Consider the following 16,966-nt stretch of genomic DNA (forward strand, 5'->3'; position numbering starts at 1 on the left):
CCGTTTTTCTCCCTTTACACCCTTTTTTCACCTTTTCTAAAAACGCCCTTGACCTTCCCCTTGCTGGAAGGTTTAACCTTTATCACAGTCAGTTAATCCTGCAAAAAAGGAGTTGGTTATGTCTCAAACAATCGATCTAACCCTGGACGGCCTGTCCTGTGGTCACTGCGTAAAACGCGTTAAAGAAAGTCTGGAACAACGTCCGGACGTTGAGCAAGCGGATGTCACCGTGACAGAAGCGCATGTTACCGGGAGCGCCAGCGCAGAAGCGCTGATTGAAACCATCAAACAAGCCGGTTACGGCGCGGAGTTAAGCTACCCAAAGGCTAAACCGCTGACGGAGTCATCAATCCCGTCGGAAGCACTGGCAGCGGTCCCTTCCGAGCTTCCGGCAGCTACGGCTGATGATGACAGCCAACAGTTGCTGTTAAACGGCATGAGCTGCGCCAGTTGTGTGACCCGCGTACAAAATGCATTGCAAAGTGTACCGGGCGTCACGCAGGCACGGGTAAACCTGGCGGAACGCACTGCGCTGGTAATGGGCAGTGCCTCCGCCGCAGATTTAGTACAGGCGGTTGAAAAAGCGGGCTACGGCGCAGAAGCGATTGAAGATGATGCTAAGCGTCGCGAACGTCAGCAAGAAACCGCCGTGGCAACCATGAAACGTTTTCGCTGGCAGGCAGCCGTCGCGCTGCTCCTGGGTATCCCGGTCATGGTATGGGGCATGATTGGCGACAACATGATGGTGAGCGACGACAACCGCAGCCTGTGGCTGATGATTGGTCTGGCAACGCTTGCCGTGATGGTTTTCGCGGGCGGTCACTTTTACCGCAATGCGTGGAAAAGTCTGATGAACGGCACCGCGACCATGGATACGCTGGTGGCGCTGGGTACGGGGGTGGCATGGCTCTATTCCATGAGCGTCAACCTCTGGCCACAATGGTTCCCGATGGAAGCGCGACACCTCTATTATGAAGCCAGTGCCATGATTATCGGTCTGATTAACCTCGGACACATGCTGGAAGCGCGGGCTCGCCAACGCTCGTCTAAAGCACTGGAAAAACTGCTCGATCTGACACCGCCGACCGCACGCGTCGTCACTGACGAAGGTGAAAAGAACGTGCCGCTGGCAGAGGTGCAGGCTGGAATGTTGCTGCGCCTGACCACCGGTGACCGCGTTCCGGTTGATGGCGAAATCACTCAGGGTGAAGCCTGGCTGGATGAGGCCATGCTGACCGGTGAGCCGATTCCACAGCAAAAAGGTGCAGGCGATAGCGTCCACGCCGGTACGGTCGTACAGGACGGTAGCGTGCTGTTCCGCGCCAGCGCTGTTGGCAGTCACACCACGCTGTCGCGCATTATTCGTATGGTGCGCCAGGCGCAAAGCAGCAAACCGGAGATTGGCAAACTGGCCGACCGCATCTCGTCGGTGTTCGTTCCGGTCGTGGTCGCCATTGCGCTGGTCAGTGCGGCTATCTGGTATTTCTTTGGACCGGCGCCGCAGATTGTCTATACGCTGGTAATCGCCACCACCGTCCTGATTATTGCCTGCCCTTGTGCGCTGGGTCTGGCAACGCCGATGTCGATTATTTCCGGCGTCGGGCGTGCCGCTGAATTTGGGGTGCTGGTACGTGATGCCGATGCGCTGCAGCGCGCCAGCACGCTCGATACCATCGTGTTTGATAAAACCGGGACGCTAACTGAAGGCAAACCACAGGTTGTCGCCATCAAAACGTTTGGCAATACCGACGAAGCGCTGGCAATTCGTCTGGCAGCGGCCCTTGAACAGGGTTCCAGCCACCCGTTAGCCAGGGCGATTCTGGACAAAGCAGGTGATGTCACGCTGCCGCAGGTCAACGGTTTCCGTACGCTGCGCGGTTTAGGCGTCAGTGGCGAAACGGAAGGTCACACGCTGCTGCTGGGAAACCAGGCGCTGCTCAATGAACAGCAGGTAGATACCACTGAAATGGAGGCTGAAATCACCGCTCAGGCTTCCCAAGGCTCAACCCCGGTACTGTTAGCGATTGACGGTAAAGCAGCAGCGCTGTTAGCGGTACGTGATCCTCTGCGTAGCGACAGCGTGGCAGCACTCCAGCGTCTGCACCGCGCCAGGTATCGTCTGGTGATGCTCACCGGCGACAACCCAACGACCGCCAACGCCATTGCCAAAGAGGCGGGTATTGATGAGGTGATTGCTGGCGTTCTGCCGGACGGTAAAGCCGAGGCGATTAAACGTCTGCAGAGCCAGGGGCGTCAGGTTGCCATGGTCGGTGACGGTATCAACGATGCGCCTGCGCTGGCTCAGGCTGACGTAGGGATTGCCATGGGTGGCGGCAGCGATGTGGCGATTGAAACCGCCGCGATTACGCTGATGCGCCATAGCCTGATGGGCGTTGCAGATGCGCTGTCTATCTCCCGGGCAACGCTGCGCAATATGAAGCAGAACCTGCTCGGCGCGTTTATCTATAACAGCATCGGTATCCCCGTTGCCGCCGGGATTTTGTGGCCGTTCACCGGAACACTGCTCAACCCGGTCGTAGCCGGGGCGGCGATGGCGCTCTCCTCCATTACCGTGGTGAGCAACGCTAATCGACTGCTGCGCTTCAAACCTAAAGAGTAAGCCTTTACCGGATGTCGCTCTGAACGGAGCCCCAAATCATTCGCGTTGCCTCAAAGCTGCAAGTATAAAAACCCCAGGAGCATAGCCAACTATGTGACTGGGGTTTTTGCTCGCTACCAATAAAGAGGCTGAGCGAATGATGAAGTGTATTTGCACCTTCCAGGACCACGCGCTAGCATGGAAGTCTACTTAGGGAGGCCGTATGGATCTGTTGTACCGGGTAAAATCATTTTTCACCGCGCTACGCGGCAACCACCATACCTGGCCTGCCATCGACATCTCCTTGCCCGGAAACCGCCATTTTCATCTGATTGGCAGTATTCACATGGGCAGCCGCGATATGGCGCCTCTGCCTGCCAAATTACTCAAAAAGCTCCAGCGTGCCGATGCGCTCATTGTCGAAGCCGATGTTTCCGGCGACGACGCGCCGTTTGCCAACCTTCCGACCTTTGCCGCACTGGAAGAGCGCATCAGCCCAGAGCTGCTAGATAATTTGCACAAAGTCACCGACGAGCTGGGTATTTCCCCTTCCCTGCTGTCTACCCAGCCGCTGTGGCAAATCGCCATGGTCTTGCAGGCAACGCAGGCGCAACAGTTGGGGTTGCGGGCAGAATACGGCATTGATTACCAACTTCTGAATGCGGCAAAACAGGTGCATAAACCCATAATCGAGCTGGAAGGCGCATCCAGCCAAATCGAGCTGTTGTGTCAGTTACCCGATAACGGACTGGCTCTGCTGGACGATACCCTGACGCACTGGCATACCAATGCCAGACTGCTACAACAGATGATGGGCTGGTGGCTTAAAACGCCGCCACGCAATAGCGAACTCACTCTACCCAATACTTTTAGCCAGTCGCTGTATGACGTTTTGATGCATCAGCGTAATGCGGCCTGGCGCGATCGACTCAGGGCGATGCCCGCCGGGCACTATGTCGTGGCCGTTGGTGCGCTGCATTTGTATGGAGAAGGAAATTTGCCGGAGATGTTACGGTAAAAAAATGGCCAATATTGCTATTGGCCCGTCAAAGAGGAATTTCATCATTATTATGATCCCGACGCTTAAAGCATCGGTGTAGTTCGATTGTCGCTCAAAGTCATCATCCTGCCAACACTATTGCGCAAGATGGTACTATTTTTTAGACAGACATCAGGCGTATGCTTGTGTCGTATTTTGTCTGGGCCAGGAAAATTGCTATGACACCCGCCGTTAAATTACTCGAAAAAAACAAAATTTCTTTCCAGATCCACACCTACGATCACGATCCGTCCGAGACGAACTTTGGTGACGAAGTGGTACGCAAGTTAGGTCTGAATGCGGACCAGGTCTACAAAACGCTACTGGTTGCCGTGAATGGCGATATGAAGCACCTGGCGGTTGCCGTTACGCCGGTAGCCGGTCAACTGGATCTCAAAAAGGTCGCCAGGGCGTTGGGAGCCAAAAAGGTCGATATGGCCGATCCGATGATCGCGCAGCGAACCACCGGGTATCTGGTAGGCGGCATCAGCCCGCTGGGGCAGAAAAAAAGATTGCCGACGCTCATCGACGCTCCCGCCCAGACGTTTGACACCATTTATGTGTCCGGCGGCAAACGCGGGCTGGATATTGAACTGGCAGCAGGCGATTTGGCGAAAATTCTGGATGCGAAATTCGCCGATATCGCACGCCGTGATTAATTGTCTTTTGCCCGGTGATACGGCGATTGCGCCTACTGCGATTACAGGGTGTGATTGGTGAAGACAGTTTGGACTCGGCCAGCGCGCAGGTACCGGAGCATAGAGGTAATAAGTAGGATTATTGGGCCGCCATGAAGGGCGGCCCGGAGGAGCGGATAAAATGATGCCCCAAATTGCCCTGTTACTGCCAGCTTACCTCGCCCTTCGGCTCATACGCACCAGCATCGAGCGGTGAGTTCTTCTGCACGTACTCTTTCAGCACCTCCGCATCAATAAACCCGGTATTCACATAGCCAGGCTTGTTATCAATTCGCGGATAGCCATCGCCGCCGGTGGCATTGAAGCTCAGCGTTGCCATGCGATAGGTTTTGGCTGGATCAACGGGTTCGCCTTTAATTTTCAAATCGTTAAGCTTGCCGTCTTTCGCCACGAAGCTGACGTTGGCAAACTGCGGATAGGCCCCGGAATCCGGCTTCATTTGTGCCACGGCGGTCAGATAGTCAATCACCTCTTTCCCGCTCATGTCGGCGTACACCACGATGTTACCGAACGGCTGCACTTTCAGCACGCTCTTATAGGTGATATCACCGCCTTCGATGGAGTCACGGATACCGCCGCCGCTCATCACGCCAAAATCAGCGCTGGTTCGCGCCATTTGCGCAGCCAGCAGTAAATGCCCCATGTTGGTCTGTACGAAACGGACTTTGCTACGGTCGCCTTCGAGGCGCGCATTGACGCTACCAATTTTCACGTCGAGCTGCGCTTTACCTTTATTCTGGAACGGCGTCAGCAGTGAAAGCATTTGCTGATTTTCTGCAATTTCCGGGGTGTAGAGTACGCGCTCACTTTTACCGTTGTCCCAGGTCACTTTTTTCTTAAGGTTGACGGGGATGAGCTGGTAGTTAACCATTTTCATTTCGCCATTGCGGAACTCAAAGTCCGCCCGCCCCACGTATTTCCCCCACTCATGCGCCTGCACAATCCAGATCCCGTTTTGCTTGTCTGGCGCACACGGCGTACCCGGTACGTAATCAACCTGCTTCTTGTTTTCCGCGGCCATACATACCGGATCCTGCGAGTGACCACCCACAATCATTGCCAGCGATCCCGCCGGCAGGCTGCGCGCCATTTCTACGTCGCCAGGCGCGTTCGAGCCGTGATTGCCATTGTCATAATGTCCCATATGGGTGGTCGCAATAATGATGTCCGGCTTTTCCCCCATATTCAGTTCCTGGATAACCAGTTTGGCTTCATCAGCAGGTTTACGGAACTCTATATCGGTAAAGAACTCTGGGTTGCCAATTTTCGCCGTATCGTCAGTGGTTAAACCGAGTACGGCAATTTTTAAATCCTGACGCTTAAAGATGGCCCACGGCTTAAACAAACGCTCGCCGGTGCTTTTCTGATAGATATTGGCCGAGAGAAACGGGAATTTGGACCATTTTTCCTGCTGGCGCAATACGCTAAGCGGATTATCAAACTCGTGGTTTCCGACCGCCATCGCATCATAGCCAATCAGGTTCATTCCGCGAAAATCAGGTTCCGCATCCTGCAGATCGGACTCCGGTACGCCGGTATTAATGTCGCCACCGGAAAGCAGCAGTACGCTGCCTCCTTCCTCAGCCACCTCTTTACGAATACCGTCCACCAGCGTTTTTTGTGCCGCCAGCCCGTATTCACCGTATTCGCTGCGCCAGAAGTGACCGTGATGATCGTTGGTATGCAGAATGGTAATTTTGTAGGTTTTATCTTTTTCGTACGCCTGCGCAGGTTGACCTGCCAGCGCAAATGCGGCTAATAACGCCAGCGCCACGCCCCGTTTTAAAAACTTCATATTTCACTCCCTGACTCAATATCAACCGCCATACCCGTTATCCTTCAAATTACATGTGCGTTGGCTGCGCTCACTTCCCCCTGTCGCTTATGCAGTAAGCTCCTGGGACTCTCGCGTTTGCCGCCTGCCTGTAAGTCGAATTAGTTCGGGCATAAAATTACAGCTACTGAAAATAATAGCCGAAAATGTTTTCAGAAATGAGACTTCCTTCAAACACCTTCCGCAGGTATGTTAGTCAGGTAATAATAACAAATTAGATTACCCTCATAATCGCAACCCAAACAGAAGTGACTTTCTATGGCAATAAGTGAACCAACCCAGCCAGTGGCTGGCGCGTCAGCGTCGGTTGCTAAAGCACGCACCTCATTTGGCATTTTAGGGGCAATCAGCCTCTCCCATCTGCTAAACGATATGATCCAGTCGCTGATCCTGGCGATTTATCCGCTATTGCAGTCAGAGTTCTCGCTGACGTTTATGCAGATAGGGATGATTACCCTGACCTTCCAGCTTGCTTCCTCACTGCTGCAACCGGTTGTGGGTTACTGGACGGATAAATACCCGATGCCGTGGTCGCTGCCCATTGGGATGTGCTTCACGCTGAGTGGGCTTGTTTTGCTGGCCATGGCCGGCAGTTTCCATATGGTCCTGCTCGCCGCGGCGCTGGTTGGTACCGGCTCTTCGGTATTTCACCCGGAATCATCCCGCGTGGCGCGAATGGCCTCCGGCGGTCGTCACGGTCTTGCCCAGTCAATTTTCCAGGTTGGCGGCAACTTCGGTAGCTCTCTGGGACCGTTACTGGCGGCTGTCATCATCGCGCCATATGGTAAGGGTAATGTGGCCTGGTTTGTGCTGGCTGCGTTATTAGCGATTGTCGTTCTGGCGCAAATCAGCCGTTGGTATGCCGCGCAGCACCGGATGAGTAAAGGAAAACCGAAAGTCGCCATCGTGAATCCGTTACCACGGAATAAAGTGGTGTTGGCGGTAAGCATCCTGCTGGTGCTGATTTTCTCCAAATACTTCTATATGGCGAGCATCAGCAGCTATTACACCTTTTATCTGATGCAAAAATTCGGATTATCGGTACAAAATGCCCAGTTTCACCTGTTTGCCTTCCTGTTTGCCGTCGCAGCCGGGACGGTGATTGGTGGACCATTGGGCGATAAAATTGGCAGAAAATATGTTATTTGGGGCTCTATCCTCGGCGTAGCACCCTTTACCCTCTTTTTACCCTACGCAACGCTGGAATGGACCGGGATTTTAACCGTGATCATTGGTTTTATCCTCGCATCGGCGTTTTCTGCCATTCTGGTCTACGCGCAGGAGCTGCTTCCTGGCCGTATCGGTATGGTTTCTGGGCTATTTTTCGGTTTTGCCTTCGGCATGGGCGGCTTGGGAGCCGCGGTGTTAGGGCTGATTGCCGACCATACCAGCATCGATTTGGTCTACAAAATATGTGCTTTCCTGCCACTACTGGGGATACTGACCATATTCTTACCTGATAACCGACATAAAGCGTGATTTCCTGACGGCCAAAAGTAAATTTTGGCCGTCAGACTTACAGTAGCCATCAGCCTTTGCCTCTCACATACCGCTGTACTTTTCCGATCCGTGCTTTTTTACGTCTAAAATCCTATTTTCATCAAAATTCAATAATTATTCACAAACAAAAACATCAAAATTGTCATAAACTATTACTCGTCGTTTGAGTTTTCAGGATTATCACAGCAACCAAAGGAGACGGAATGCATCACGCCACCCCGCTTATCACCACCATTGTCGGCGGCCTTGTGCTCGCTTTTATATTAGGCATGATTGCCAATAAACTACGTATTTCTCCTCTGGTGGGATATCTGTTAGCGGGCGTTCTGGCCGGTCCATTTACACCTGGTTTTGTTGCTGATACCAAGTTAGCGCCTGAACTGGCCGAGCTTGGCGTAATCCTGCTGATGTTCGGCGTGGGGCTGCACTTTTCGCTGAAGGATTTGATGGCGGTAAAGTCTATCGCCATTCCCGGCGCGATTGCCCAGATAGCGGTGGCAACGCTGCTGGGCATGGCGCTTTCAGCGGTGATGGGCTGGTCGCTGATGGTAGGGATCGTGTTTGGTCTGTGTCTTTCAACCGCCAGTACCGTGGTGCTATTGCGTGCGCTTGAAGAAAGGCAGCTCATTGACAGTCAGCGCGGGCAAATCGCCATTGGCTGGCTGATTGTCGAAGACCTGATGATGGTGCTGACGCTGGTTCTCCTGCCAGCCGTCGCTGGAATGCTGGAAAAAGAAGATGTCGGCTTTGCCTCGCTGGCCGTAGATATGGGCATTACCATCGGTAAGGTGGTGGCATTTATCGCAATTATGATGCTGGTCGGTCGTCGCCTGGTACCGTGGATTATGGCCCGTAGCGCCGCAACCGGCTCACGCGAACTGTTTACCCTGTCAGTCCTCGCCCTCGCATTAGGTATCGCATTTGGCGCAGTGGAGCTGTTCGATGTCTCCTTTGCACTGGGGGCATTCTTCGCCGGCATGGTGCTGAACGAATCTGAACTGAGTCACCGTGCGGCGCATGACACCCTGCCGCTGCGCGATGCGTTCGCCGTACTGTTCTTCGTTTCCGTCGGGATGCTCTTTGATCCCATGATTCTGATTCAGCAACCGCTGGCGGTGCTGGGCACGCTGGCGATTATCATCTTTGGTAAATCCCTTGCCGCCTATTTCCTGGTGCGCCTGTTTGGTCACTCCCAACGCACAGCGCTCACCATTGCCACCAGCCTGGCGCAGATTGGTGAATTTGCCTTTATCCTGGCGGGTCTGGGCATGGCGTTAAACCTGCTGCCGCAGGCCGGACAGAATCTGGTGCTGGCGGGGGCGATCCTGTCTATCATGCTTAACCCGGTGCTGTTCGCGGTGTTAGAAAAATATCTCGCCAAAACAGAAACGCTGGAAGAACAGACGCTGGAAGAGGCTATTGAAGAAGAGAAGCAAATTCCGGTGGATATCTGCAATCACGCCCTGCTGGTTGGCTTTGGGCGCGTCGGTAGCCTGCTGGGCGAGAAATTGATGGCTGCGGGGATCCCGCTGGTAGTTATCGAAACCTCACGCACCCGAGTGGATGAACTGCGCGAGCGCGGGATCCGCGCGGTGCTGGGAAATGCCGCCAACGAAGAAATTATGAATCTGGCGCATCTGGATTGCGCACGCTGGCTGCTGCTGACTATTCCCAATGGCTATGAAGCGGGTGAAATTGTCGCTTCAGCACGCGAGAAGTGCCCGTCGATTGAAATTATCGCGCGCGCGCATTATGACGACGAGGTGGAATACATTACCGAACGCGGCGCCAATCAGGTCGTCATGGGTGAGCGTGAAATCGCCCGTACCATGCTGGAACTGATTGAAACGCCGCCTGCAGGTGAGGTGGTCGTTACAGGCTGATGTCGTTGCCGGATGACGCTATCGCTTATCCGGCATGTGCATGATTTAACGATCCCAGTACGACTCTTCGAGACTATCTTCGCGTTCCGGCAAACCGCGCGTCAGGCGCGGGGAATGCTGGTTCAGCACCTGATAACTCACGCGATTAGCATATTTACACACCTGGGCTAACGACGAATAGGTCAGCCAGGTGAACTTGTGCTTGCTGGAGTTAGGCACGTTGCTGCGGTGATAGCTGTTAGCGGTAATATCATGCAGCAATGCCGCCAGCGCGCCGTCGCCAGCGCCGTTGGTATTCATGATCTTCTCTGGACCGCCCATATACGGTGCGATGTGCGAATACACACGCAGCGGATTGGTACAATCTTTATGGCGCATGGCGCGGCTAAACTCGTACTGGTTGAATTCGGCAATGGCCCCAGGCAGCAGCGGATGCTGGGTTTTACGTTTGACTTCTTCTTCCGTAAAGCCCGCCATATAAAGACCCGCCGGTCCCGCTGTGCACAGCACCAGATCCACCCAATCCAGCGCCTTGTCGGACGCCAGCAGCGGATCGTTTTCGCCGGTCAGCGCTTCGGCCTCTTCTTCATTCATCGCCAGAATTGAGACATGCTCTTTCAGGAATGCCTGCCACCACTGCGGATTATCGGCAATGACAAATTTGGTGCCCAGCGTCAGTACCACCGGTACATTGTGTTTTTTAGCAAATTCGATCGCCTTCATGGTCGCTTCCGGCATTGGCTCGCCCGGCTCGCAGCGCACCAGATAGGACGTCAGCACCAGCGCGGACGCTCCGGCAATCACCGATTCAGGGATGCTATCCGCCCGCAGCTTGTTCATATGCCCAGGGCTGATTGCAAAGGTACGCTCACCGGACTCGCCAATCAGCGTAAAGCAGCGACCAATCGGTCCATCTACACCCTGCAGGTAGTTCAGATCGGTACGACTGGAGGTATTGCATAAATAGCGATACGCATAGCTGCCAATCTCGATATTGCTGCACATCACCCCCAGCAGCACCGAGCGGTCATCCGCCAGCACGGAGTAGTTGTGCATCGTATTACCGATAGTACCGCCCGCAAACTGATGGGTGATCAAATTTTCACATACCAGTTCCTGGTAGAGCGCTTCAGCGACATCATCTGCAATCACCAGAGAGTGCCCGGCACTTAATCCATAACGTTTTACAAAGTTATCATCAACTTTGGCTTCAATATCCACCAGCGTCTGGTCAATACCCACCACCCAGGCTGCGCTGGTTTCATTTTCTGGCTGAATTTGTTGCAGCAACGGATCGCGCGCGCTGACGGGGAAATAGTGTTTGGATTTACGTTTACCGGGAAATTTCATGGTCGATTTTACGGGTGGTTAGCTGAGCGATGCATGGTAGCACATTCCCCGCTGCGCATGCGATGCGGCGCTGAGTTTCAATATCGGACGGTGAGATCGCAGTTTATCCGGGATGAATTTCTACAATAACTCACCTTCACAAGGAGCGCTTTATGAAGCCGGAAAACAAGATCCCCGTACTCGACAACATTTCGGATGAAATGAAAAGTGTGGTGAATTTTCATCGCGAAGATTTGCCGCCGTGGCCCGCTGCCGATGACTTTGTGGCCCAGCGTAAACACTACATTCATGAACGGCAGTTGTGGAATGCCGATGCCCCACAGATAAATACCCGAGAATGTGTTATTTCCACCGCATACGGCCCCGTTGCCACACGAATTTACGCTCCGCAGCCCCATAGCCAGGCGACGCTATATTACCTGCACGGCGGCGGTTTTATTCTCGGTAATCTGGATACCCACGATCGCATTATGCGTTTACTGGCGCGCTATACGCAGTGCACGATAATTGGCATCGACTATTCGCTTGCGCCAGAGGCCCGCTACCCGCAAGCCATCGAAGAGATTGTCGCCGTCTGTCAGTACTTTTATCAGCACTCTGGCGATTATTCCCTTAATGTGAATCATATTGGTTTTGCGGGCGATTCCGCCGGGGCCATGCTGGCGCTTGCCAGCGCGTTGTGGTTGCGGGATAAACAAATTGCCTGCGGCAAGGTGGCTGGCGTGCTGTTGTGGTATGGGCTTTACGGCCTGCAGGATTCACTGAGCCGACGGCTAATGGGCGGCGCCTGGGATGGTTTAACCCGCGAGGATCTGCAGATGTACGAAAACGCGTACCTGCGTAGCGCCGACGATCGCGAATCACCATACTATTGCCTGTTTAATAACGACCTGACGCGCGACGTACCGCCGTGTTTTATCGCCGGTGCGGAGTTTGATCCGCTGATTGACGATAGCCGCTTATTATTCCAGACGCTACAGGCGCATCAGCAGCCCTGCCAGTACAAAATGTACCCCGGTACGTTGCACGCCTTCCTGCACTATTCGCGGATGATGAAAACCGCCGACGATGCGTTGCGGGAGGGCGCGCGTTACTTCAGAGCGCAGCTTTAACGGTAGGCTGCGGTCAGTTTAACCATCATTTCGATATGTTCCGGTGTGGCATTCAGCGCCGGAATATACTCATATTGCTTACCGCCTGCCTCAAGGAAAATCTCCCGGTTTTGCACCGCTATCTCTTCCAGCGTTTCGAGACAATCAGCCGCGAAGCCCGGACACATGACCTGGATATGTCGGGTCCCTTTCTCCGCCAGCATTTTTAACGTTTCATCGGTATATGGCGTCAACCACGGTTCACGGCCAAAGCGAGACTGGAAGGTCATCATCACTTTTTCCGGCGGCAAGCCAAGCGCTGAAACCAGCTCACGAGTCGTATCGCGGCAGCGCTGCGGGTAGTCATCGCCTTCATCGGCGTAGCGCTGCGGAATACCGTGGTAGGAAAGCAGCAGCAAATCGGGTTCACCATGTTGAGCAAATGAATCACGGACGCTCTTGGCCAGCGCATCAATGTAGCTGCTGTCATCGGCGTAATCACGAATAAATGAGATACCAGGAATACTGCGTTTACGCGCTAAGATTCGCGCCAGTTCGTCCCAGACTGCCGCCACGGTAGAACAGGAATATTGCGGGTACAGCGGTAACACCACCATGTGTTCAACTCCGCTTGCCAGCAGTTCATCGACCGCGCTTTCAAGCGACGGTGAACCGTAGCTCATCCCCAGCGCGACAGGCGTATGTGGCAGACGTTGTGCCAGCGCCTGCTGTTGCGCCTTACTGTAGACCATCAGCGGGGAACCGTCTTCCATCCAGATTGACTGGTACAGCTTTGCCACGCGTGGCGCACGCAGCGGCAAAATCACACCACGCAGCAGCGGCCACCACAGCGCAGGTGACGTATCGACTACGCGTTGATCGCTTAAAAACTGGCGCAGGTAGCGCTTAACGGCTTCGGGGGTTGGGGCATCGGGAGTGCCGAGGTTTGCCAGCAGGATACCGGTTTTCGTCTGACGCATTACCGCCTCTTATCGATTCAAATTGTTGATAATTGTAGCGGAAAAGCGATAAAGAAGAACTAATTGCTGTGAAAGGTAAGACGAGAATTTGCCTGATGGCGCTGCGCTTATCAGGCCTACATAAAATCGTAGGCCGGATAAGGTGTTTACACCGCCATCCGGCATTGACTGCGCTAAAACTTAACCGAGGATTTTTTCCAGCGCTGCGCGAACGTCAGCCACAGCCTGGGTGCCGTCAACTTTCGCGTATTTGGTGTTACCCGCCTGCGCTTCTTTAGAGTAGTAGCCGATCAGCGGAGCGGTCATCTGATGGTATTCCACCAGGCGCTTACGTACAGTCTCTTCCTGATCGTCTTTACGGGTGGTCAGCTCTTCGCCGGTCACGTCGTCTTTGCCTTCAACCTTAGGCGGGTTGAATTTGATGTGGTAAACGCGGCCAGAAGCAGCGTGTACGCGACGACCCACGATACGGTCAACGATCAGCTCGTCCGGAACGTCGAATTCAAGAACGTAGTCCACGTTGATGCCTGCTTCTTTCATGGCATCAGCCTGCGGAATAGTACGTGGGAAGCCATCAAGCAGGAAACCATTACGGCAGTCTTCCTGAGCAATACGCTCTTTTACCAGCGCGATCACCAGCTCATCAGTCACCAGCTTACCGGCGTCCATGATGTCTTTCGCTTGTTTGCCCAGCTCGGAGCCAGATTTCACGGCAGCACGCAGCATATCACCGGTGGAGATTTGCGGAATACCATACTTCTCCATGATGAACTGAGCCTGAGTTCCTTTACCCGCGCCCGGAGCGCCAAGCAGAATGATACGCATTACGAAAATCCCCTTAAAGGTTGTCGATATTTTTTAAAAAGCGCTAAACGATACCACCATCACGCAATTGGCTCAAGGAAGACACCCGACGCTGAAACGGTTAACGGTGGGAAAATTAAAAATGAGGAGAGAAAATGCCGGATCGCGGTGTAAACACCGTATCCGGCCAGGGATCGACGAGATGGTGTAAGCCGGACACGCGTTAGCATCATCCGGCATTACCTTACGGCTATCAGGACACCAGCAACTGGTTCATACGACGAATGAACTGGTTTGGATCTTCCAGCGTGCCGCGTTCAGCAAACAGCGCCTGATCCAGCAGCAGTTCAACCCACTCTTTGAACTGCGCTTCGTCCTGGGTATCCGCCGTGCGTTTGACCAGCACGTGATCCGGGTTGAGTTCAAAGATATATTTCACTTCCGGTACGGCCTGGCCAGCAGCTGCGAACAGTTTCGCCATCTGGGTGCTCATTTCGTCCGCATCGGTGGTAACGATGGCCGGCGTGTCGGTCAGACGGTGAGTCAGACGCACTTCTTTTACGCGATCGCCCAGCAGGGTTTTCACGCGCTCAACGAACGGCGTCAGCGCTTTTTCCGCTTCTTTTGCCGATTCGTCAACGTCATCCGCCAGCTTGTCGATGGACTCGTCAGCTTTGGCTACGGACTGGAATGCCTTACCGTCGAACTCGGTCAGGTAGTTCATCATCCACTCATCGATACGGTCAGAAAGCAGCAGCACTTCGATGCCTTTCTTACGCAACAGTTCCAGGTGCGGGCTGCTCTTCGCCGCCGCATAGCTGTCTGCGGTGATGTAGTAGATTTTCTCCTGCCCTTCTTTCATACGCGACACGTAGTCTTCCAGCGACACGGTTTGTGCGGAGGAGTCAGTGTGCGTGGACGCGAAGCGCATCAGCTTAGCGATCGTTTCCTGGTTAGCGTTGTCTTCCGCCGGGCCTTCTTTCAGCACCAGGCCGAACTGTTTCCAGAAGGTCTGGTATTTTTCCGCGTCGTCTTTCGCCAGTTTTTCCAGCATCTGCAGTACGCGTTTGGTCAGCGCGCTACGCAGGTTACGGGTGACGGTGCTGTCCTGCAGGATCTCACGAGAAACGTTCAGCGGCAGATCGTTAGAATCTATCAGGCCACGCACAAAGCGCAGGTAATTCGGCATAAACTGCTCGGCGTCGTCCATAATGAACACGCGCTGAACGTACAGTTTCAGACCATGCTTGTGATCGCGGTTCCACATATCCCACGGAGCCTGAGATGGGATGTACAGCAGGCTGGTGTACTCCTGCTTACCTTCCACACGGTTATGACTCCAGGTCAGCGGATCAGTGAAGTCGTGCGCGATATGTTTGTAGAATTCGTTGTACTCGTCGTCTTTGATTTCCGACTTGTTACGGGTCCACAGCGCCTGCGCCTTGTTGATCTTTTCCCAGGAAACTACGGTCTCGCCGTCTTTCTCTTCGGATTTTTCGATCTCTACCGGCAGCGCGATATGGTCGGAATATTTGCTGATGATGGAACGTACGCGCCAGTCATCAAGGAACTCGTCTTCGCCTTCGCGCAGATGCAGCGTGATTTCGGTGCCGCGATCGTCTTTGGTGATGTCGGCAACGGTGTACTCACCTTCACCCGCAGATTCCCAGAACACACCATTTTCCGGTTTATCGCCCGCTGCGCGGGTACGCACGGTGACTTTATCCGCCACGATGAACGCAGAGTAGAAGCCAACCCCGAACTGGCCGATCAACTGGCTGTCTTTTGCCTGATCGGATCCCATGGATTCAAGGAAAGATTTAGTACCGGATTTCGCAATGGTCCCCAGATGATCGATAACGTCATCACGGTTCATCCCCACGCCGTTATCGGCAATGGTCAACGTACGCTTATCTTTATCGAAGGAAACACGCACACGCAGCTCACCGTCACCTTCATACAGGTCCGGGTTAGACAGTGCGCGAAAACGCAGCTTGTCTGCCGCATCCGAGGCGTTAGAGATAAGCTCACGCAGGAAGATTTCTTTATTGGAATACAGAGAATGGATCATCAGGTGCAGAAGCTGTTTTACTTCTGACTGAAAACCACGAGTTTCTTGTCCTTTCATGTAGGTCTACCTCAACAATGCCATTTTCAATGGTAAAAACAGGTTGAGGGTGAAATGGGGACAAGCGGGAAGGATTTCAAGCGGAAGCCGCCGTCGCGGCCTCCGTTTGTTCAGAATTTAATCTTGTGTCGTCCTGCCAGAGAGTGCGACAGCGTGGTGCCATCGACCATTTCCAGCTCGCCACCAACCGGAACGCCATGGGCGATACGGCTGGCTTCAACGTCATATTGCATGCAAAGCTCAGCAATATAGTTGGCGGTCGCCTCTCCTTCGACCGTGGGATTGGTCGCCAGGATCAGTTCGCTGATTTGCTCAGATGCCAGCCGCTGCTCAAGACGATCCAGTCCGATATCATCAGGGCCAATACCGTCCAGCGGCGACAGGTGTCCCATCAGCACGAAGTAACGTCCAGAAAATTGCCCGGTTTGCTCAATGGCGTAGATGTCCGCCGGACTCTCCACCACGCAAATCTGACCGTTTTCCTGGCGACGCGGGTTCGAGCAGATGTTGCAGACGTCTTGTTCTGTGAATGTGCGGCAATCGGCACAGTGGCCGATTTCCGACATCGCCTTCGTTAACGCCTGCGCCAGACGCATCCCGCCGCTGCGATCGCGCTGAAGCAGCGTGAACGCCATGCGCTGCGCAGACTTCGGGCCAACGCCCGGCAGACAGCGCAGCGCTTCCATAAGCTGAGTTAACAGCGGGCTGGTTTGCATCAGAACGGCATCTTAAAGCCAGGCGGCAGCTGCATTCCGGAGGAAACAGAGGCCATCTTCTCTTTCTGCGTCTCTTCAATACGGCGCGCGGCGTCGTTGAATGCCGCAGCAACCAAGTCTTCCAGCATCTCTTTGTCGTCTTCCAGCAGGCTTGGATCGATCTCCACACGACGGCAGTTATGCGCGCCGTTGATGGTTACTTTTACCAGACCCGCGCCAGATTCGCCGGTCACTTCCAGCTTGGCGACTTCTTCCTGCATCTGCTGCATTTTTTCTTGCATCTGCTGGGCCTGTTTCATCAGGTTACCCAGACCGCCTTTACCAAACATAGGCTTCTCTCTCAA

13 protein-coding genes are annotated in these 16,966 nt (G+C 54.0%); 6 read left to right on the top strand and 7 right to left on the bottom strand.

The features are described 5' to 3' along the window. Window positions 1-118: 118 nt before the first annotated feature. From copA to ybaK, 3 genes are all read left to right on the top strand, one after another. Window positions 119-2,620: a copper-exporting P-type ATPase CopA gene (copA, locus tag OGW44_RS18395; RefSeq protein WP_185654233.1), complete on the top strand. Its 2,502-nt coding sequence runs from the start codon at window positions 119-121 to the stop codon at window positions 2,618-2,620. Between the two features lie 202 nt (window positions 2,621-2,822). Next, window positions 2,823-3,617, top strand: coding sequence for a TraB/GumN family protein (locus OGW44_RS18400; RefSeq protein ID WP_137352722.1), 795 nt, complete (start codon window positions 2,823-2,825; stop codon window positions 3,615-3,617). A 200-nt stretch (window positions 3,618-3,817) separates the two neighbouring features. Continuing rightward, entirely contained in the window at window positions 3,818-4,297 is a 480-nt protein-coding gene (ybaK, locus tag OGW44_RS18405; protein WP_016152092.1) for a Cys-tRNA(Pro)/Cys-tRNA(Cys) deacylase YbaK, read from the top strand. A gap of 181 nt (window positions 4,298-4,478) precedes the next feature. On the opposite strand, the gene ushA is transcribed toward ybaK, so the two are convergent. Next, the gene (ushA, locus tag OGW44_RS18410) at window positions 4,479-6,131 is read right to left on the bottom strand and encodes a bifunctional UDP-sugar hydrolase/5'-nucleotidase UshA (protein WP_016155880.1); all 1,653 of its coding nucleotides are present in this window, start codon (window positions 6,129-6,131) and stop codon (window positions 4,479-4,481) included. 297 nt (window positions 6,132-6,428) lie between these two features. Between ushA and fsr the strand changes: the two genes are divergently transcribed. Beyond that, window positions 6,429-7,649 (top strand): fosmidomycin MFS transporter, encoded by a 1,221-nt coding sequence (gene fsr / locus OGW44_RS18415; protein ID WP_016155879.1) that lies wholly within the window; start codon window positions 6,429-6,431, stop codon window positions 7,647-7,649. A gap of 224 nt (window positions 7,650-7,873) precedes the next feature. After that, window positions 7,874-9,553 carry a YbaL family putative K(+) efflux transporter gene (gene ybaL / locus OGW44_RS18420; protein ID WP_016152087.1) on the top strand — a complete coding sequence of 560 codons (1,680 nt, stop codon included), beginning with the start codon at window positions 7,874-7,876 and terminating at the stop codon, window positions 9,551-9,553. 45 nt (window positions 9,554-9,598) lie between these two features. On the opposite strand, the gene gsk is transcribed toward ybaL, so the two are convergent. Then, the gene (gsk, locus tag OGW44_RS18425) at window positions 9,599-10,903 is read right to left on the bottom strand and encodes an inosine/guanosine kinase (RefSeq protein WP_185654232.1); all 1,305 of its coding nucleotides are present in this window, start codon (window positions 10,901-10,903) and stop codon (window positions 9,599-9,601) included. 152 nt (window positions 10,904-11,055) lie between these two features. Here gsk and aes point away from each other — a divergent pair, with 152 nt between their 5' ends. Next, window positions 11,056-12,015: an acetyl esterase gene (aes, locus tag OGW44_RS18430; protein WP_185654231.1), complete on the top strand. Its 960-nt coding sequence runs from the start codon at window positions 11,056-11,058 to the stop codon at window positions 12,013-12,015. On the opposite strand, the gene hemH is transcribed toward aes, so the two are convergent. The 5 genes from hemH to OGW44_RS18455 all read right to left on the bottom strand — a co-directional run bounded on the left by hemH (window position 12,012) and on the right by OGW44_RS18455 (window position 16,951). Continuing rightward, complete coding sequence (hemH, locus tag OGW44_RS18435) at window positions 12,012-12,974, bottom strand: ferrochelatase (protein WP_185654230.1); 963 nt, start codon at window positions 12,972-12,974, stop codon at window positions 12,012-12,014. The two genes, aes and hemH, sit on opposite strands and share 4 nt — an antisense overlap. Before the next feature lie 180 nt (window positions 12,975-13,154). Beyond that, on the bottom strand, window positions 13,155-13,799 hold the full coding sequence (adk, locus tag OGW44_RS18440) for an adenylate kinase (protein ID WP_003021773.1): 645 nt from the start codon (window positions 13,797-13,799) through the stop codon (window positions 13,155-13,157). A 232-nt stretch (window positions 13,800-14,031) separates the two neighbouring features. Further along, window positions 14,032-15,906: a molecular chaperone HtpG gene (gene htpG / locus OGW44_RS18445; protein ID WP_016152083.1), complete on the bottom strand. Its 1,875-nt coding sequence runs from the start codon at window positions 15,904-15,906 to the stop codon at window positions 14,032-14,034. A gap of 110 nt (window positions 15,907-16,016) precedes the next feature. Beyond that, entirely contained in the window at window positions 16,017-16,622 is a 606-nt protein-coding gene (gene recR / locus OGW44_RS18450; protein ID WP_016152082.1) for a recombination mediator RecR, read from the bottom strand. Continuing rightward, on the bottom strand, window positions 16,622-16,951 hold the full coding sequence (locus OGW44_RS18455; RefSeq protein ID WP_003021764.1) for a YbaB/EbfC family nucleoid-associated protein: 330 nt from the start codon (window positions 16,949-16,951) through the stop codon (window positions 16,622-16,624). The genes recR and OGW44_RS18455 overlap by 1 nt, the downstream gene beginning before the upstream one ends. Between the last annotated feature and the right edge of the window lie 15 nt (window positions 16,952-16,966).

Source organism: Citrobacter sp. Cb023 (assembly GCF_030336805.1).
GTDB lineage: Bacteria > Pseudomonadota > Gammaproteobacteria > Enterobacterales > Enterobacteriaceae > Citrobacter > Citrobacter braakii.